The organism is Isoptericola sp. NPDC060185 (genome assembly GCF_042728595.1).
Taxonomy (GTDB): Bacteria; Actinomycetota; Actinomycetes; order Actinomycetales; family Cellulomonadaceae; genus Isoptericola.
The window spans coordinates 141,716-158,226 of sequence record NZ_JBHWYY010000003.1 but is presented as its reverse complement, the minus strand read 5'-3'; the positions used below and the strand labels follow the sequence as shown (position 1 = coordinate 158,226).

Annotated in this window: 18 protein-coding genes and 1 tRNA gene; 8 read left to right on the top strand and 11 right to left on the bottom strand. The window is 75.4% G+C overall.

What is annotated here, in order from left to right:
* Positions 1-46: 46 nt before the first annotated feature.
* The 3 genes from ACFWDO_RS02380 to ACFWDO_RS02370 all read right to left on the bottom strand — a co-directional run bounded on the left by ACFWDO_RS02380 (position 47) and on the right by ACFWDO_RS02370 (position 2,408).
* Positions 47-328 carry an SHOCT domain-containing protein gene (locus ACFWDO_RS02380; protein WP_380323506.1) on the bottom strand — a complete coding sequence of 94 codons (282 nt, stop codon included), beginning with the start codon at positions 326-328 and terminating at the stop codon, positions 47-49.
* A 215-nt stretch (positions 329-543) separates the two neighbouring features.
* Positions 544-1,209 (bottom strand): response regulator, encoded by a 666-nt coding sequence (locus tag ACFWDO_RS02375; protein ID WP_380323509.1) that lies wholly within the window; start codon positions 1,207-1,209, stop codon positions 544-546.
* On the bottom strand, positions 1,206-2,408 hold the full coding sequence (locus ACFWDO_RS02370; RefSeq protein WP_380323512.1) for a sensor histidine kinase: 1,203 nt from the start codon (positions 2,406-2,408) through the stop codon (positions 1,206-1,208). The genes ACFWDO_RS02375 and ACFWDO_RS02370 overlap by 4 nt, the downstream gene beginning before the upstream one ends.
* Before the next feature lie 144 nt (positions 2,409-2,552).
* Here ACFWDO_RS02370 and ACFWDO_RS02365 point away from each other — a divergent pair, with 144 nt between their 5' ends.
* Complete coding sequence (locus tag ACFWDO_RS02365) at positions 2,553-3,917, top strand: phosphotransferase family protein (RefSeq protein ID WP_380323515.1); 1,365 nt, start codon at positions 2,553-2,555, stop codon at positions 3,915-3,917.
* 123 nt (positions 3,918-4,040) lie between these two features.
* Positions 4,041-4,475 (top strand): hypothetical protein, encoded by a 435-nt coding sequence (locus tag ACFWDO_RS02360; protein WP_380323518.1) that lies wholly within the window; start codon positions 4,041-4,043, stop codon positions 4,473-4,475.
* Between the two features lie 97 nt (positions 4,476-4,572).
* Here the strand turns inward: ACFWDO_RS02360 and ACFWDO_RS02355 are convergent, their stop codons facing one another.
* From ACFWDO_RS02355 to ACFWDO_RS02320, 8 genes are all read right to left on the bottom strand, one after another.
* Complete coding sequence (locus tag ACFWDO_RS02355) at positions 4,573-5,229, bottom strand: response regulator transcription factor (RefSeq protein ID WP_380323521.1); 657 nt, start codon at positions 5,227-5,229, stop codon at positions 4,573-4,575.
* Positions 5,226-6,743 carry a sensor histidine kinase gene (locus ACFWDO_RS02350; RefSeq protein WP_380323524.1) on the bottom strand — a complete coding sequence of 506 codons (1,518 nt, stop codon included), beginning with the start codon at positions 6,741-6,743 and terminating at the stop codon, positions 5,226-5,228. The genes ACFWDO_RS02355 and ACFWDO_RS02350 overlap by 4 nt, the downstream gene beginning before the upstream one ends.
* Entirely contained in the window at positions 6,743-7,123 is a 381-nt protein-coding gene (locus ACFWDO_RS02345) for a hypothetical protein (RefSeq protein WP_380323527.1), read from the bottom strand. The genes ACFWDO_RS02350 and ACFWDO_RS02345 overlap by 1 nt, the downstream gene beginning before the upstream one ends.
* A 7-nt stretch (positions 7,124-7,130) precedes the next feature.
* Positions 7,131-8,204 (bottom strand): adenosine deaminase, encoded by a 1,074-nt coding sequence (locus ACFWDO_RS02340; RefSeq protein WP_380323530.1) that lies wholly within the window; start codon positions 8,202-8,204, stop codon positions 7,131-7,133.
* 63 nt (positions 8,205-8,267) lie between these two features.
* On the bottom strand, positions 8,268-8,945 hold the full coding sequence (locus ACFWDO_RS02335) for a response regulator (protein WP_380323533.1): 678 nt from the start codon (positions 8,943-8,945) through the stop codon (positions 8,268-8,270).
* Complete coding sequence (locus tag ACFWDO_RS02330; protein WP_380323536.1) at positions 8,942-10,243, bottom strand: sensor histidine kinase; 1,302 nt, start codon at positions 10,241-10,243, stop codon at positions 8,942-8,944. Before ACFWDO_RS02330 ends, ACFWDO_RS02335 begins: the two co-directional genes overlap by 4 nt.
* Positions 10,230-11,096, bottom strand: a complete 867-nt coding sequence (locus ACFWDO_RS02325; protein WP_380323539.1) for an ABC transporter permease — start codon at positions 11,094-11,096, stop codon at positions 10,230-10,232. Before ACFWDO_RS02325 ends, ACFWDO_RS02330 begins: the two co-directional genes overlap by 14 nt.
* Positions 11,093-12,052, bottom strand: coding sequence for an ABC transporter ATP-binding protein (locus ACFWDO_RS02320; RefSeq protein WP_380323542.1), 960 nt, complete (start codon positions 12,050-12,052; stop codon positions 11,093-11,095). Before ACFWDO_RS02320 ends, ACFWDO_RS02325 begins: the two co-directional genes overlap by 4 nt.
* A 255-nt stretch (positions 12,053-12,307) precedes the next feature.
* On the opposite strand from ACFWDO_RS02320, the gene ACFWDO_RS02315 reads away from it, so the two are divergent.
* From ACFWDO_RS02315 to ACFWDO_RS02290, 6 genes are all read left to right on the top strand, one after another.
* Positions 12,308-12,383 (top strand) — tRNA-Trp (locus ACFWDO_RS02315).
* Between the two features lie 128 nt (positions 12,384-12,511).
* Positions 12,512-12,772: a preprotein translocase subunit SecE gene (gene secE / locus ACFWDO_RS02310; RefSeq protein WP_380323545.1), complete on the top strand. Its 261-nt coding sequence runs from the start codon at positions 12,512-12,514 to the stop codon at positions 12,770-12,772.
* 62 nt (positions 12,773-12,834) lie between these two features.
* The gene (nusG, locus tag ACFWDO_RS02305) at positions 12,835-13,677 is read left to right on the top strand and encodes a transcription termination/antitermination protein NusG (protein WP_380323548.1); all 843 of its coding nucleotides are present in this window, start codon (positions 12,835-12,837) and stop codon (positions 13,675-13,677) included.
* A gap of 70 nt (positions 13,678-13,747) precedes the next feature.
* Positions 13,748-14,179 carry a 50S ribosomal protein L11 gene (gene rplK, locus ACFWDO_RS02300; protein ID WP_380323551.1) on the top strand — a complete coding sequence of 144 codons (432 nt, stop codon included), beginning with the start codon at positions 13,748-13,750 and terminating at the stop codon, positions 14,177-14,179.
* 140 nt (positions 14,180-14,319) lie between these two features.
* Complete coding sequence (rplA, locus tag ACFWDO_RS02295; protein WP_380323554.1) at positions 14,320-15,030, top strand: 50S ribosomal protein L1; 711 nt, start codon at positions 14,320-14,322, stop codon at positions 15,028-15,030.
* Between the two features lie 183 nt (positions 15,031-15,213).
* Positions 15,214-16,455 carry a glycosyl hydrolase family 18 protein gene (locus tag ACFWDO_RS02290; protein ID WP_380346773.1) on the top strand — a complete coding sequence of 414 codons (1,242 nt, stop codon included), beginning with the start codon at positions 15,214-15,216 and terminating at the stop codon, positions 16,453-16,455.
* The last annotated feature ends 56 nt before the right edge of the window (positions 16,456-16,511 follow it).

Genomic DNA, 16,511 nt, shown 5'->3' with positions numbered 1-16,511 from the left:
TCGCCGGGAGGGACGACGCGAGCGGTCGCGTGGGTGGCGCGCCGGGTCAGCGGCGGTCCTCCTTGAGGACGGCGAGGCGCTGGCGGTACTCGGCCTCGTCGATCTCGCCGCGGGCGTACCGCTCGCCCAGGACGGAGACCCCGCCGCCACCACGGGTCCACGGCGGGCCGTACCGCCGGGCACGGCGGGCGATGAGGAACACCACGGAGGCGAACAGCAGGAACCACAGGATCGGGAAGACGATCCACCAGCCCGGCCCCCCGCCGGCGGCGTACGGGTGCGCGGCGACGGCCGCGGGGACGGCGATCGCGGTGGCAGTGGTGAGCATCGTGGACTCCTCGTGACGGTGGGTCCGCCCGGTGCGGGCCCTCGACCACCACCGTCGCCCGCCGGCACGGGCCGCGTCGTCAGCCGGGCGTACCGACCTGCGTCGTCCCGTGGTGCCGACCCCGCCGTGCCGAACAGGCACCTGACACCGTTATGGGACTCCGTGAAGGCCCGTCACGGTGTCAGGTGCCTGTTCGGCACGGCAGGCGGGGTCCGTCAGCCGGACCAGCCCGGGCGCACGACGCCGCCCTCGTACGCCGCCACGACGAGCTGCGCACGGTCGCGGGCGCCGAGCTTCGCCATCACCCGGGAGACGTGCGTCTTCACGGTCGACTCGGACAGGTAGAGCGTGCGCGCGATCTCGTCGTTGGACAGCCCACCGGCCACCTCGACGAGCACCTCGCGCTCGCGGGCCGTGAGATCCCCGAGGCCGGGCGGGGGCGGCACGAGGCGGGTCGCGTCGGCCACGCGGGCCAGCAGGCGGCGGGTGACGCCGGGGGACAGGAGGGCGTCGCCCGCAGCGGCGACGCGCACGGCCCGCACGAGGTCCGCCGGCTCGGTGTCCTTGACGAGGAAGCCGCTGGCCCCGCCGCGGATCGCCTCGGCGACGTACTCGTCCAGCTCGAACGTCGTCACCACCACGACGTGCACGCCGCCCGTGCCCGGGTCGGCGACGATGCGGCGCGTGGCCTCCAGGCCGTCCGCGCCGGGCATCCGCACGTCCATCAGGACGACGTCGGGCAGCAGCTCCAGCGTCAGGCGCACGGCCTCGTCGCCGGTGGCGGCCTCGCCCACCACCGTCATGTCGTCCTCGGCGTCGAGCAGGGCGCGGAACCCGCCGCGCACCAGCGCCTGGTCGTCGGCCAGCAGCACGCGGATCATGCGTCCTCCGTGGGGTTGTCGGGCACGGGGTGGTCGGGCAGGGGGATCGTGGCGTCGACGAGGAACCCGGCGCCGTCGGCCGGGGACCGTGGCCCGGCGTGCAGCGCGCCCCCGGCGCCCTCGACCCGTTCGCGCATGCCCCGCAGACCGTATCCGGCGAGGACCTCGTCGCCGGCGCCCGACGGTCCGCCGTCGTCCGTCACCGTCACCGTCAGGCCGCCGCGTCCCCGTGCCGCGCGCACCACGACGGTCCGCGCGCGCGGGGCGTGCCGGCCGACGTTGGTGAGGGCCTCCTGCACCACCCGGTACGCGACGCCCGCGAGGTGCGCGGGCACGGCGCCGTCGCCCAGGAGACTCGGCTCGACGTCGAAGCGGACGTCGACGCCGCGGGCGCGCAGCGGCTCGGCCAGGCGGGGCAGGGTGGCGAGGTCCCACGTGGGGGTGCGGGCTTCGGGTGCGGCGTCGTCCTCGCCGCGCACGACGCCGAGCACGGCGCGCACCTCGTCGAGGGCGTCGCGGCTGGTGGCCTTGATGGACGCGAGCGCGGAGCGGGCCTGCTCGGTGTCGCGGTCCAGCAGGTGCAGGCCCACGCCGGCCTGCACGTTGATCGCGGACAGGGAGTGCGCGAGGACGTCGTGCAGCTCGCGCGCGATGCGCAGCCGCTCCGTCGCCACGGCCGTACGCTCCCGGTCGGCGCGGGCGGCGCGCAGCGCCGTGGCGCGCGCGACCCGCTCGCGGATGCCGGTGGCGATCAGCAGCGCGACGGCGGTCCATGCGGCCCCGCCGAGGAGGGCGGCCGAGCGGGGCGCGTCGTCGCGCAGGGCGGTGGCACCCACGACGGCGCCCCACATGAGCAGCGCCCCCGACCAGGCGATCACCCGCGCCCGCCCCGCGGGGCCCGTGAGCAGCACCATGACGAGCACACCGACCGTGCCCGCGAACACCGGTCCCCACGCGTACCCGAGCGCGAGGTAGGCGCCGAGCGCTCCCACGGCCAGCAGCACGGCGAGCACGGGGCGGCGGGAGAGGGCCAGCAGCACGAGGGGGCCGACGAGCGCGAGGGCCAGGCCCAGCACGTCGAGGTCGCGGGTGCCCGGCTGCCAGTGCGACGCCCCCAGGGTCCCGAAGGTCACGACGACGGCGAGCGCCAGCGCCAGGAACAGCCGGGGGCGCCAACGGTCGAGGGGGCCGCGCTCCATGCCGGGCACGCTACGCCGCGGCGTGGCCCGGCGCGTCCGCCCGGGGTGCCGTGCGGGATGGTCCCCGGGGACCACGGCTTCCGGATGAGAGGGCTCTCATCGGCGTCTCACGCCGCCCTCGCCCCGGCCGGGTCGGATGACGGTGTGCCGACCTCCGCGACGCTCACCGCCCCGTCCGCGCTCGCCCCGGCCGCGCCGGCGCCGTCCGCGACCGCCGTCGCGCCCGACGACCACCGCGCGTGGCTCGACCTGCTCGCCGGCGACGCGGCGGCCGACGTGCTGGCAGCGGCGCTCGCGGCCGACGGGGCCGAGCTCGAGTCCTGGACGGTGCGGCAGGTGCACGCCCGCCCGGGCGCCGAGGTGACGGTGTCCTACGAGGTCGTGGCCCGCCGGGCCGGCGACGGTGGCACCGTCCGCGCGACCGAGCACTTGTTCGCGTCGAGCGCGCCGGGGTCCGCGTTCCGCCGGGCGCGCGGCACCGGCCCCGGGGTCTCGCTCGGCCCGGGCGTCGTGCGGCTGGACGACGCCGGCCGGAGCCTGCACGTGTGGCGGCACCCGCACGACCCGGCGCTGCCCGGCCTGGCGGTGGGCGCCACGCCCGCGCGGGTGCAGGATCGGCTGCGGGCGGCGGGCATGGACGCCGAGGTGCTCGCCCTGGAGACCGTCACGTACCGGCCGCTGCGCCGCGCGGTGCTCCGCGCGCGCACCACCGCCGGCACCGTGTACGTCAAGGTGGTCCGGCCCTCCCGCGCCGCCGACCTGGTGCGCCGGCACGCGCTCCTGGCCCGGTCGGAGGACGTCGTGGCCCCGCGGGTGCTCGGCGCGCCCGGGGCGTCGGACGACGGCGTCGTGCTGCTGACGGAGGTGCCGGGCGAGTCCGTCGCCGACCTCCTCGCGCGGACGCCCGCGGCCGACCGCGCTACCTGCCTCGACCCGGCCGAGATCCTGCGGGTCGCGCGCGGGCTCCCCGCCGAGGGCACGTGGCTCCCGCGGCGCGCGGCGTGGGCGGACCGGCTCGACCACTACCTCCGCACGCTCGCTGAGCTGCACGGCGTCGACCCCGGGCGCCTCGCGCGGCTGGAGGCCCGGATCGGCGCCGTCGTCGACACCCGCGACCCTGGCCCCGTCGTCACGACGCACGGCGACCTGCACGCCGCGAACCTCCTGCTCGACCCCGCCGCGTCCGCTTCCGACCCGCGGCGCGCACCCCGCATCGGCGGCCTGCTCGACGTCGACACGCTCGGCCCGGGCCACCTCGTCGACGACCTGGCGTGCGCCGTCGCGCACCTGGCCGTGCTGCCCGCGCTCGCCCCCGCCACGTACGACGGGGCGGACGGCCTGGTCGCGCGCTGCCTCGACGTGTTCGGCCGCGCGGCGGACCCGGCCCTCCTGCGGGCACGCGCGGCCGCCGTGGCGGCGTCGCTCGCGGCGGGCGCCGACGACGCGTCGCTCGCGGACGCCTTCCTCGCGGTCGCCGAGCGGCTCGCGGCGGACGCGGCGACTTTCTGAGAGACCTCTCACCTGCGGCTCCCCGGCGTCTCACGGGGGCCGCGAAGGCTGGGAACCAGCCGGGCAGGAGGCCCGGGACCATCGCGGCGGCCCACGCCGCCGCCGACACGAAGGAGCAACACCATGAAGGCACGCAGCGCTTGGATCGTCACCGGGGCGCTCGGCGCGGTCGGCCTGGGCGCGGTCGCCGCCGCGGCGCAGGGCACGCTCGACCGCGCGCCGTCGGACGACGTCGTCGCGTCCACCGTCCAGGCGGCCGACGACAGGGGCCCGGCGGTGGACCCGACGTCGCCCGCCAACGCGGCGACCGCGCCCGCCGAGTCGGCGGACCCGTCCCCGTCGGCGGTGCAGAACGCGTCGACCGTCACCACCGTGACCGCGCAGTCCGCGAAGACGGCCCCGACGGCTCCGTCGGCAAAGTCCGCCCCGTCGCCGCAGACCCCCGCCAGCCCGAACACGCCGGCGAGCCCGAACACGCCCGCCAGCCCGAACACGCCGGCGAGCCCGGTCAGCCCGGTGACGCCGCAGTCGGCCCCGAGCGCCCCGTCCGCCGGCTGACCGGCCCACCCACCCTCGCCGAACAGGCGGTTGTGCCCGTTCTGAGTGCTCAGAACGTGCACCACCGCCTGTTCGGCACCGGGGTGGCAGGCCTGGGTCAGGCCAGCCGGTACCCCATGCCGCGCACGGTGACGAACCGCTCGGCGCCGAGCTTGTTGCGCAGGTAGCGCACGTAGACGTCCACGACGTTGGACCCGGGGTCGAAGTCGTACCCCCACACGCGGGACAGCAGCTGCTCGCGGCTGAGCACCTGCCCGGCGTTGCGCAGGAACGCCTCGGCGAGGGCGAACTCGCGGGCGGAGAGGTCCACCTCGACGCCGGCGGCGGTGGCGCGCCGGGTGCGCAGGTCGAGGCTGAGGTCGCCGTGGCTGAGCACCGTGACCTCCCCCGCGGGCTCGACGCGCAGGCGCAGGCGGATGCGCGCGAGCAGCTCCTCGAAGCGGAACGGCTTGGGCATGTAGTCGTCGGCGCCGCCCTCGAGCCCGGCAACGGTGTCGGTGACCGACGTGCGGGCGGTGAGGATGATGACGGGCAGCGTCACCCGGGCCTCGCGCAGCCGCCGCAGCACGGTGAAGCCGTCCTGGTCGGGCAGGCCGAGGTCGAGCACGAGCAGGTCGAAGTCACCCGAGGAGGCGAGGTCGAACGCCTCCCGCCCCGTGCCGACGGTGGTGCTCGCGTACCCGGCGGCGCGCAGCCCCTTGGCGATGAACGAGGCGATGCGGGTCTCGTCCTCGGCGACCAAGATCTGGCTCACGGTGTCGTCCTCTCGTCGGGGGCCGGCGGCAGGTGCGGGGGAGTCGCGGCGTCGGCGTCGGGCACGGGCAGCACGGGGATCTCGACGGTGAACACCGAGCCGCGCCCGACGGCGCTCTCGACGCTCACGTCCCCGCCGTGACCGTGCGCGATGGCCGCGACGATGGCGAGGCCGAGCCCGGAGCCGTCGCGGCGTTCGCCGTCGTGCTCGCCGCGCGCGAAGCGCTCGAAGACGCGGCCGAGGTCGTCGGGTGCGATGCCGACACCCTCGTCGCGCACCCACAGGCGCACCCGCGCGCCGTCGGGGGTGGTGCGCGACCCGATGGCGACGACGCTGCCGGGCGCGGAGAACTTCACGGCGTTGGCGGCGAGCTGCAGCCACGCCTGGGTGAGGCGCTGCGCGTCGGCGAGGGTGCGCGCGTCGGTGCGGGAGTCGACGAGCCAGGTGCGCTCGCCGAGGGTGCGCGCCTTGTCGAGGACGTCGTCGGTGAGCCGGCCGAGCTCGACGGGCGACGGCCGCACGAAGTCGGGCTGCCCGACGGTCGCGAGGGTGACGAGGTCGTCCACGAGCCGGTGCATGCGGTCGAGCTCGTCGAGGGTGAGGTCGCGTGTCTCGGCGGAGTCCGCGGGGTCGGCGGGGTCCATGAGCTCGAGGTGGCCGCGCACGATCGTCAGCGGGGTGCGCAGCTCGTGCCCGACGTCGTCGAGCAGGAGCCGCTGCGACTCGAAGGACCCCTCGAGCCGGTCGAGCATCGCGTTGACGGCGCGGGTCAGCTGGGTGAGGTCGTCGTTGCCGGTCTCGGGGATGCGCGCCGACAGGTCGGACTCGCCGATCTGCTGGGCGGTGTGCGCGAGGGTGCGGATGGGGCGCAGCAGCCGGCCGGCGAGGAGCCACCCGACCACGCCGGCGGCGACCAGCGCGACGAGGGCCACCAGGGCGTAGCCGCGGAAGACGGCCTGCGTCTCGGCGTGCTCGGCGCCGCGGTCGTAGGCGAGGACGAGCGCGGCGGGCGGCGCCGGCGACGCGCCCGCGGCCCCGGGCAGCGCCTGCACCGGCGCGACGAGGGCGCGGTAGTCGGCCGTCGAGGTGGTCACGGTGCGCAGCGCCACGCGGTCGCCGTCGACGAGCGGGGTGACCGCGGCGACGAGCTCGGGGTCGTCCTGCAGCCGCACCTCCACCTCCTGCTGGGTGACGAGGGGACGCTTGCCGGTGCGCAGCCCGAGGACGCCCTCGTTCCGGGCCGGCACCTCGAGCCGGATGGCGGCGACCACCACCTCCTCTGGGGAGGAGAACGGCAGGCCCGTCACCGGGTCGACGCCGGAGGCCGCCAGGGTGCGGAGCTCGTCCGCGCTCTCCACGAGGTCGGCGTCGATGCGCTCGTCCACCTGCCGGTGGGTGAGCAGGAAGGCGGTGGCGCCCGCGAAGCCGAGCGCGAGGGCGGTGAGGGCGAGCATCGCGGCCAGCAGGCGCGTGCGGACGGTGACCCCGCGCCGGGGCCCGGTGCCGCGCGCCATCAGCGGCCCCCGCCGGCGGCGGCGCCGGTCGCGGGGGCGCCGGTCGGGCTGCCGTCGTCGTCCGGGTCGTCCTCGTCGGGCTCGTCCTCGTCGGGCTCGTCGTCGTCCGTGGGCGGCGCGGGGACCACGTCGTCGTCGTCATCGTCGTCATCGTCGTCGGTCGAGGTGGGCGACGGCGAGGGCGAGGAGGTCGGCGACGGCGTCGCCGGGCCGGTCGTGGGGCCCGGGGAGACCACGACGACCCCGCCGACGTCGCGGTCCTCGGGCCGCGAGGACGCCGCGGACGCCACGACGGCGACGATCAGCGCCACGAGCACGGCGGCCAGGACCCAGGGCAGCGCCCCGCGCCACCCACGCCCCGTCTGCTCGCCGTCCGCCATGGCCGGATCATCCCGCGGGCTGATGAGACGCAGATGAGAGCGCGTCGTCGCTTGGGGCCGGGTCGGGGGCCGCGAGCCACGCGTCGACGCCGGCCAGCATCGCGCGCTTCGTGGCGTCCGACGCGCGGCTGGCGCGCACGGACGACCGGGCGAGGTCGGCGAGCTCCGGGTCGGTGAAGCCGTGCACCTCACGGGCGGCGACGTACTGGTCGAGCAGCCGCGAGGAGAACAGCAGCGGGTCGTCCGCGCCGAGCGCGACCTGCGCGCCGGCCTCGACCAGGGGTCGCAGCGGCACCCGGGACGTGTCGGCGTACACGCCGAGGCCGACGTTCGACGCGGGGCACACCTCCAGGGCGACCTCCCGCTCCACGAGCTCGGCCAGCAGCGCGGGGTCCTCGCCGGCGCGGACGCCGTGGCCGAGCCGGTCGGGGTGCAGGGCGTCGAGGACCTCGCGCACGTGCGACGGACCGAGCAGCTCGCCGCCGTGCGGCACGGACGCGAGGCCCGCGCGGCGCGCGATCCGGAACGCGGCCGCGAACTCGGTGGTGTCGCCGCGCCGCTCGTCGTTGCTGAGCCCGAAGCCCACCACCTCGCCCGCACCCTCCCCGGCGTACCGGGCCGCCAGGCGGGCGAGGGTGCGCGCGTCGAGCGGGTGCCGCATCCGCGACGCCGCGACGACCACCGCCACCTCGACGTCGTGCGCCGCGCTCGCGGCCCGCGCGGCGTCGAGCACGATCTCGACCGCGGGGGTGATGCCGCCGACGAACGGGGCGTACGACGTGGGGTCCACCTGGATCTCGAGCCGGCGCGACCCCTCCGCGGCGTCGTCCGCGGCGGCCTCGTCGACCAGCCGCCGCATGTCCGCCTCCGACCGCACGCAGGCGCGCGCCGCGTCGTACAGGCGCTGGAACCGGAACCAGCCGCGCTCGTCCGCGGGCACGCGCAGCGGGTCCCCGTCGGTCAGCGCGCCGGGCAGGCGGACGCCGTGCTCGTCGGCCAGGTCGCGCAGGGTCGGCACCCGCATCGACCCCGTGAAGTGCAGGTGCAGATGAGCCTTGGGGAGCTTCGCCAGATCGCGCACGGCGCCAGTCTGCCCCGACCCGGTCGGTTCGGGCCCGGTCAGGGCCTGGTGGTCGGGAGCTGGTCAGGTCAGCCAGCCGCGCTCCCGGGCCACGGTGACGGCTGCGGTGCGGTCGTCGACGCCCAGCTTCGCGAACGCCCGCAGCAGGTGCGTCTTCACGGTGGCCTCGGCGATGAAGAGCTCCCGGCCCACCGCCGCGTTGGACAGCCCGCGCGCCACCAGCCCCAGCACCTGCGCCTCGCGCGCCGTCGGCCGCTCGGCCGCCGTGCGGACGCTGGTCACGAGCCGCGTCGCGACGCCTGGTGCCAGCACGGTCTCGCCCCGCGCCGCCGCCCGCACGCCCGCGACGAGCTGGTCGCGGGGGGTGTCCTTGAGCAGGTAGCCGGTGGCCCCGGCCTCCACGGCGCGCAGGATGTCGGCGTCGGTGTCGTACGTCGTGAGGACGACGACGTGCGGCCCGCCCCTGCGCGCCGCCCCGACGATCCGCTCCGTCGCGCCCACCCCGTCGAGCCGGGGCATCCGCAGATCCATGAGCACGACGTCGGGCGCGAGCTCGGCGGCCAGCGCCACGGCCGCCTCGCCGTCGGGGGCCTCGCCCACGACCTCGACGTCGGGCTCGCCGTCCAGCATCCCGATGATCCCCGAGCGCACCACGGGGTGGTCGTCGGCGACCAGCACGCGCACGGCGGGCGCGGCCGGGCCGGCCCCGCCCGCGATGCCGCCGGTGCCGCCCCCGCTCACGAGGCGTCCCCGGCGGGCACGTGCACCTCGACGCGCGTGCCGCCCCGCTCGCCGGGCCCGACGTCGAGCGTGCCGCCCACGGCCGAGACCCGTTCGCGCATCCCGGCCAGGCCGAGGCCGTCGGTGTGCCCGGCGGGCAGCCCCCGGCCGTCGTCGGTCACCTCGAGCCGGACGCCCGGGGCGTGCTCCCCGCCGCCGGCGGGGTCGGTCGACGGGTCCGCCGCCGCGTCGCGCGTCAGCCGGATCGTCACCGCGTGCGCCCCGGCGTGCCGCCGCACGTTGGCGAGCGCCTCCTGCGCCGCGCGCAGCAGCACGACGTCCGCCGCCGCGTGGCCGGTGGCCCCGCCGGGGGCGGCCGTGCCGGCGACGTCGAGCAGCACGCGCGCGCCCGTCTCGGCGGTGAACCGCTCGGCCAGCCGGCGCAGCGCCTCGGCCAGCGTCGAGCCCTGCAGGGGCACCGGAGCGAACGCCGCCACCAGGGCGCGCGCCTCGGCGAGGTTGTCCCGCGCGGTCTGCTCCACCAGCAGCAGGCGCTCGCGCGCGCGGTCCTGCTCGCCCCGGTCGAGGGCCGCGGTCGCGGCCTGCGTCTGCGTCACGACGCTCGTGAAGCCCTGCGCCAGGGTGTCGTGGATCTCGCGGGCGAGGCGCTCGCGCTCGGCCGTCACGCCCGCCGCGTGGTGCGACTCGGCGAGCTCGGCCTGCGCGGCCCGCAGCTCGGCCAGCAGGCGGGCTCGCTCCTCGGAGAGCCGCATGGTGGTCGCGACCCACAGCCCCAGCGCGATGGTGAACGCCAGCGCGATGGCCAGCTGGGGCGCGGCCTGCAGCAGCGTCGCCACGTCGAACCCGCCCTGGAAGGCGATCCCGACGGTCGTCGCAGCCGCCAGCACCACCGACGCCACCACCGCCCGGCGTGGCGGGTCGAACAGCATCCACAGCTGGGTGAACGCACCGAACAGCAGCAGCGTCGCGATGCCGTTCTGGGCCACCGCGACGGCGGTCCCCGAGATCAGGACGACGACGTACGCCGTGGCCGTGCGCTGGTCGCGCGTCCGGGCGGCCCGCGCGCCCCAGACGGCGTAGGCGGCGAGGATCGCGGCCATCGCGGCGTAGCCGATCCACAGGGCGGCGCCGCGCTGCCCGGCGAGGGGGAGCGCGACGGCGGTGAGGAGCACGATCGCGACGAACGTGCGGTCCCACCAGACGACCTGCCGCTCCCAGCCGTCGTCGACCACCGCCGCGTACCGGTCCGGCGGACCGCCGGGTGCGTGCTCCACGGCCGCGCCGTCAGCCGTCGTCACGACGTCGCCACCGGAAGGTGCGCACGCCGACGACGAGCCCCGCGATCAGCCATACGACCAGTACACCAGCGGTGGCCAGGTGCTGCCAGGAGTCCCCGGGCTCCAGCGCCACCATCTCCTCCGGCAGGAAGACGGACCGCATGCCCTGCGCGATCCACTTCAGGGGGAACACGGAGGCCAGGGTCTGCATCCACGCGGGCAGGGCGAAGAACGCGAAGAACACGCCCGAGACGAACTGCAGCACCAGCACCACCGGCGTCACGACGGCGCTCGCGGACCGGCCGGAGCGGGGCAGCGAGGAGAACGCCACGCCGCAGACGGTGCCGGTGGCGGTGCCGAGCACGAAGACCCAGCCGAACGTGGCCCAGCGGCCGGCGTCGGACGGCATCGGCACGTCGTACACGATCGCGGCGACCGCCAGCAGCAGGGCCGTCTGCACGACCGACGTCGCGAGGGTCAGCAGCACCTTGCCGCCGAAGTACCCCGAGGCGGGCAGCGGCGTGGCGCGCAGGCGCCGCAGCGTGCCGTCGTCGCGCTCCACGGCGATGGAGGTCGCCAGCGACTGGAAGCTGGTGAGCACCACGCCCGTGGCGACCATGCCGGGCAGGAAGTACTGGGCGAAGCCGATCTCGGCGACGTCGGTGCCCTGGTCCTGCCCGCCGAACACCGTGGCGAAGATCGCCAGCATGACGATCGGGTACGCGAAGACGAAGATCACGGCGTCGCGCTCGCGCCAGAACTGGCGCAGCTCCAGGCCGGCGCGCACGAGCGAGAGTCGCGCGACGCCGGGCAGCCGCCCGCTCTGACGGGCCCGGCCAGGCGCGCCCCGGGTGCCGACGACGGTGGCGCTCATGCGTGGTCCTCCTTCGTGACGAGCCCCAGGTACACGTCCTCGAGGCTCGGGCGGGTGATGCACAGGTCGGCGACCTCGCCGTCGGCCCCCGCGGCGGTCGCCATGAGGTGGGCGGCGAGGGCGGTGGGCGCGTCGGTGCGCTCGCTGCGACGCACGCCGTCCTGCGTCCAGGTCACGAGGGGAGTGCGCGCCTCGGCGCCGCCGAGGGACTCGGGGGCGCCTTCGGCCACGACCCGCCCGGCGCGCACGACGGCGACGCGGTCCGCCAGGTGCGCGGCCTCGGCGAGGTCGTGGGTGGTCAGCAGGATCGTGGTGCCGGTCTCGCGCAGTCTCAGGACGAGGTCCCAGAAGGTGCGCCGCGCCTGGGGGTCGAAGCCGGTGGTCGGCTCGTCGAGGAAGAGCAGCTCGGGGCCGCCGACGACGCCGAGCGCGACGTCCAGGCGGCGTCGTTGGCCGCCGGAGAGCGACCGCACCCGGGCCCCCGCCTTGGCGCCGAGGCCGACCGCGGCGACGACCTCGTCGGGGTCGCGCGGCGCGGGGTAGTAGCGCGCCGTGGACCGCACGGACTCCGCCACGGTCAGCTCGGCCTGGTCGCGGGAGTCCTGCGCGACGACGCCGATCCGGGCCCGCCAGGCGCGGCCGGCGCGGGCCGGGTCCTCGCCGAGCACGCGCACCTCGCCGCCGTCGCGGTCACGGAAGCCCTCGAGGATCTCGACCGTCGTGGTCTTGCCGGCCCCGTTCGGTCCGAGCACGGCGACGATCTCGCCGGCGGCGAGGTCGAGGTCGAGCCCGTCCACGGCCTGCTTGGTGCCGTAGCGCTTGGCCAGCCCTCGGACGCGGACGGCCGCCCCGTCCGGGGGTCGGTGCGCGGTGCTGCGCTGCGCGGGAGGGCGGGCGGAGGCGCGCCCCTCGGGGGCGGGCGGCGGTGCCGGTGCGGGGGTCGTCGTCGAGGCCATGCACCGAGCCTCGCCGTCGTGCCGGGGCCCGCGGGAGCCCCGGACGGGGGGACCCGTGGTCCACCGATTGGTGGACGGGTCGGGCTCGGCGGGGGTGTGCGGGGCGGTGCCGAGGGGCTGCCGCGGGTGTGGACGGGGGTGGTTCGACCCACGCCCGCGCGTCGCGTACAGTTGTCCCTCGGTGGTTGATGCCCGCCAATGCTCGAACGCGCCCTTCCGGGTGATTCGAGCCTGGACGACGGGCGTCGAGCACGAAGGGTAGTGGCGCAATTGGTAGCGCAGCGGTCTCCAAAACCGCAGGTTGCAGGTTCGAGTCCTGTCTACCCTGCCAGCGTGATCCCCCGCGGGGCCGCGCGCAGCGGGGCCATCGCATGACCCCGGAACGCCAGAGTCAGTGCCGTGGGTGCGTCACCGGCAGGTGGCGCGGCCGCGGCGGGAACGCGAAACGGGGTAGTGCGAGTGAGCGAGTCACCGGCTGAGGCCGTGGGGACGCCCGGCGGCGGCAAGTCGGCCACCGGCAAGCGCCCGCACCTGTTCGCGCGGATCGCGCTCTTCGTGCGCCAGGTCGTCGCGGAGCTCCGCAAGGTCGTCACGCCGACCCGCTCGGAGCTGGTCAACTACACGATCGTCGTCCTGGTGTTCGTGGTCGTGGTCATGCTGTTCGTGACGGCGCTCGACTGGGCCATCGGGCTGGGCGTCCTCGCCCTCTTCGGCGACTGACCGCGGCAGGCCGCCGGTCGCCCGCCACCGAAGCAAGCAGATTCCAGAAAGCAGGTTCGTTCGTGTCCCAGGATCCGCTGGACCAGACGGAGAACGTCGACCCCACGCAGCCCGACGCCGACGGCGTCGAGGCGGACCTCGGCGCGCCCGCGGACGCGGAGCCCGAGGCGGGCACCGAGGACGCTGCTGAGGAGTCCGGTACCGAGGGCGCTGCTGAGGACACCGACGTCGAGAACGCCGACGAGGCCGCCGAGGGCGAGCGCCCCGCGGACGCCGACGGCGACGTCGTCGAGGACCCGGCCGAGGAGTTCCGCCGCACGCTGCGCGCACAGTTCGGCGACTGGTACGTCATCCACTCGTACGCCGGGTACGAGAACCGTGTGAAGGCCAACCTGGAGAACCGCATCCAGAGCCTGAACATGGAGGACTACATCTTCCAGATCGAGGTCCCCATGGAGGAGGTGACCGAGATCAAGAACGCGCAGAAGAAGACCGTCCGCCGCGTCCGTATCCCGGGTTACGTCCTCGTGCGCATGGACCTCACGGACGAGTCGTGGGGCGCCGTGCGGCACACGCCGGGCGTCACAGGCTTCGTCGGCCACACGCACCAGCCCGTGCCGCTGACGCTCGACGAGGTCTTCTCGATGCTGGCGCCGGTGTTCGTCGAGGCCGCCCCCGAGGCCGGCAAGGGCGCCGCGGCGTCGTCCGGCGCGGCGGCGAAGACCCCCGTCGAGGTCGACTTCGAGGTCGGCGAGTCGGTCACCGTCACCGACGGCCCGTTCGACACGCTGCCCGCCACGATCTCCGAGATCAACGCCGAGGCCCAGAAGCTCCAGGTCCTCGTCTCCATCTTCGGCCGGGAGACCCCGGTCGAGCTGTCGTTCAACCAGGTCGCCAAGATCTGACGGACGCGGTACTGCAACCGGGTCATCGCCCACGGCGTCGGCCCACGAACAAGAAAGACAGGGAAGAGTCATGCCTCCCAAGAAGAAGGTCTCCGGCCTCATCAAGCTCCAGATCAACGCCGGTGCGGCCACCCCCGCCCCGCCGATCGGCCCCGCGCTCGGTCAGCACGGCGTGAACATCATGGAGTTCTGCAAGGCCTACAACGCGGCCACCGAGTCGCAGCGCGGCAACGTGGTGCCGGTCGAGATCACGGTCTACGAGGACCGCTCGTTCACCTTCATCACGAAGACGCCGCCGGCCGCCGAGCTCATCAAGAAGGCCGCTGGTGTGGCCAAGGGCTCCGCGACGCCGCACACGGTCAAGGTCGCGCAGCTCACCCAGGACCAGGTCCGCGAGATCGCGCAGACGAAGCTCCAGGACCTCAACGCGAACGACATCGACGCCGCGATGAAGATCGTCGCCGGCACCGCTCGTTCGATGGGCATCACCGTCGCGGAGTGATCCGCGCCCGGGCCGCCCGTGCCGTGACCGGATCCGTCCGGTCCGGCCCGGGCGGCTCGGACCAAGCCCCGGCGAACGACGCCGGGCACGTGGCAGGGTCCGCGCGGACCCGCTCACCACGACTGCAGAAGGAGAAGCAGATGGCAACGCGCAGCAAGGCGTACCGCGCCGCGGCGGAGAAGATCGACCGCGACGCCCTGTACGCCCCCCTCGAGGCGGTTCGCCTCGCCAAGGAGACCGCGACGGTCAAGTACGACGCGACCGTCGAGGTCGTGTTCCGCCTGGGCGTCGACCCCCGCAAGGCCGACCAGATGGTCCGCGGCACGGTCAACCTGCCCCACGGCACCGGCAAGACGGCCCGCGTGATCGTCTTCGCGAACGCCGCCAAGGCCGAGGAGGCCGTGGCCGCCGGCGCCGACGAGGTCGGTGGCGACGAGCTCATCGCCAAGGTCGCGGCGGGCTACACCGACTTCGACGCCGCCGTGGCGACGCCGGACCTCATGGGCAAGGTCGGCCGCCTGGGCAAGGTGCTCGGCCCCCGTGGTCTGATGCCGAACCCGAAGACCGGCACCGTGACGATGGACGTGGCCAAGGCCGTGTCCGACATCAAGGGCGGCAAGATCGAGTTCCGCGTCGACAAGCACGCGAACCTGCACTTCATCATCGGCAAGGCGTCCTTCGACGAGAAGGCGCTGGTGGAGAACTACGCCGCCGCGCTGGACGAGGTCCTGCGTCTCAAGCCGACGTCGTCCAAGGGCCGGTACATCACCAAGGCCACGATGGCGACGACGATGGGCCCCGGCATCCCGCTGGACCAGTCGCGCACCTCGAAGCTCCTCGAGGAGGCGTGATCCCGGCAGGGACCCGCTGAACCACGGACGACGGCCCGGCACTCGCGAGGGTGCCGGGCCGTCGTCGTACGCGAACTCCCTCATCCCGCCGGCGCAGATGCCGGGGAATCCCTCATGCCGTCGGACGCGGCCGCGGGCCTACCGTCGTGTCGACCGCACCGCTCGACGACGAGGGAGCACGCCGTGAGAACAGCAACGAGGAGGGCCGTGGCCGGCCTGGTGGCGGCGTTCGGCGCCGCCGCCCTCGCCCTGACGGGCGGGGCCCTGGCCTCGGCCGCCGGGCCCGCCCCCGCCGCGCAGGAGCCCGCGGCGGCGGCCGCCGTGGCCGGCGGCCCGTGGCTCACGGGCTACTGGCAGAACTTCGACAACGGCGCCACGGTGCTGCGCCTGTCGCAGGTCCCGGCGGCGTACAACCTCGTCGCGGTCGCCTTCGCCGAGAACCAGGCCGGCACCCCGGGCGGCATCACGTTCGAGGTCGCGAGCGCCGAGCTGGGCGGCTACACGGAGGCTCAGTTCAAGGCCGACGTCGCCGCGATGCACGCACAGGGCCGCAAGGTGGTGCTGTCCGTCGGCGGCGAGAAGGGCAACGTCGTCATCTCGAACGCGACGGAGGCGAAGAGCTTCGCCGACAGCGCGTACGCGCTCATGCAGGAGTACGGGTTCGACGGCGTCGACATCGACCTCGAGCACGGCATCGACGCCACCGCGATGGCCGACGCCCTGCACCAGCTCTCGGCGAGGGCCGGGCCCGACCTGATCCTCACGATGGCGCCGCAGACGATCGACTACCAGGCGACGAGCATGGGCTACTACCAGCTCACGCTGGCGATCAAGGACATCCTCACGATCGTCAACACGCAGTACTACAACTCCGGGTCGATGCTCGGGTGCGACCAGAAGGTCTACTCGCAGGGGACGGTCGACTTCCTCACCGCGCTGTCGTGCATCCAGCTCGAGATGGGCCTGCGCCCGGACCAGGTCGGCATCGGCGTTCCCGCGACGTCCCGGGCCGCGGGCGGCGGGTACCAGCCCGCGTCGAACGTCGTGCAGGCCCTCGACTGCCTCGAGGCGCGCACGGGCTGCGGCGCGTTCACGCCCGCGAAGGCGTACGGCCCGATCGGCGGCGCCATGACCTGGTCGATCAACTGGGACGCCACGAACGGCTACGCGTTCGCGGACGTCGTCGGCGGGCGCCTCGCGACCGGGCCGAGCACGCCCCCGACCGACCGGCCGGTCGACCCGACCGACCCGCCTGTCGACCCGGGCGACTGCACTGCGGCGGCCTGGGCCGCGTCGTCGGTCTACACCGGCGGCAACCGGGTGTCCTACCAGGGGCACACGTACGAGGCGAAGTGGTGGACCACCAACGAGAACCCCGCGCAGAGCGGGCAGTGGGGGGTGTGGCGGGACCTGGGCGCCTGCTGACCCGAGCCCGTCGAGATCGACCCGCGCCGCGTGTATCACGCGGTGCGGGTCGTCCT

Excerpts from the sequence above, each read along its gene's own strand:
- ACFWDO_RS02360 (WP_380323518.1), top strand. The coding sequence starts at position 4,041 with ATGAAGGCACGCAGCGCTTGGATCGTCACCGGGGCGCTCGGCGCGGTC.
- rplK (WP_380323551.1), top strand. The coding sequence starts at position 13,748 with ATGCCTCCCAAGAAGAAGGTCTCCGGCCTCATCAAGCTCCAGATCAAC.
- ACFWDO_RS02320 (WP_380323542.1), bottom strand. The coding sequence starts at position 12,052 with ATGGCCTCGACGACGACCCCCGCACCGGCACCGCCGCCCGCCCCCGAG.
- ACFWDO_RS02370 (WP_380323512.1), bottom strand. The coding sequence starts at position 2,408 with ATGGAGCGCGGCCCCCTCGACCGTTGGCGCCCCCGGCTGTTCCTGGCG.
- ACFWDO_RS02375 (WP_380323509.1), bottom strand. The coding sequence starts at position 1,209 with ATGATCCGCGTGCTGCTGGCCGACGACCAGGCGCTGGTGCGCGGCGGG.
- ACFWDO_RS02325 (WP_380323539.1), bottom strand. The coding sequence starts at position 11,096 with ATGAGCGCCACCGTCGTCGGCACCCGGGGCGCGCCTGGCCGGGCCCGT.
- ACFWDO_RS02350 (WP_380323524.1), bottom strand. The coding sequence starts at position 6,743 with ATGGCGCGCGGCACCGGGCCCCGGCGCGGGGTCACCGTCCGCACGCGC.
- ACFWDO_RS02380 (WP_380323506.1), bottom strand. The coding sequence starts at position 328 with ATGCTCACCACTGCCACCGCGATCGCCGTCCCCGCGGCCGTCGCCGCG.
- ACFWDO_RS02345 (WP_380323527.1), bottom strand. The coding sequence starts at position 7,123 with ATGGCGGACGGCGAGCAGACGGGGCGTGGGTGGCGCGGGGCGCTGCCC.
- rplA (WP_380323554.1), top strand. The coding sequence starts at position 14,320 with ATGGCAACGCGCAGCAAGGCGTACCGCGCCGCGGCGGAGAAGATCGAC.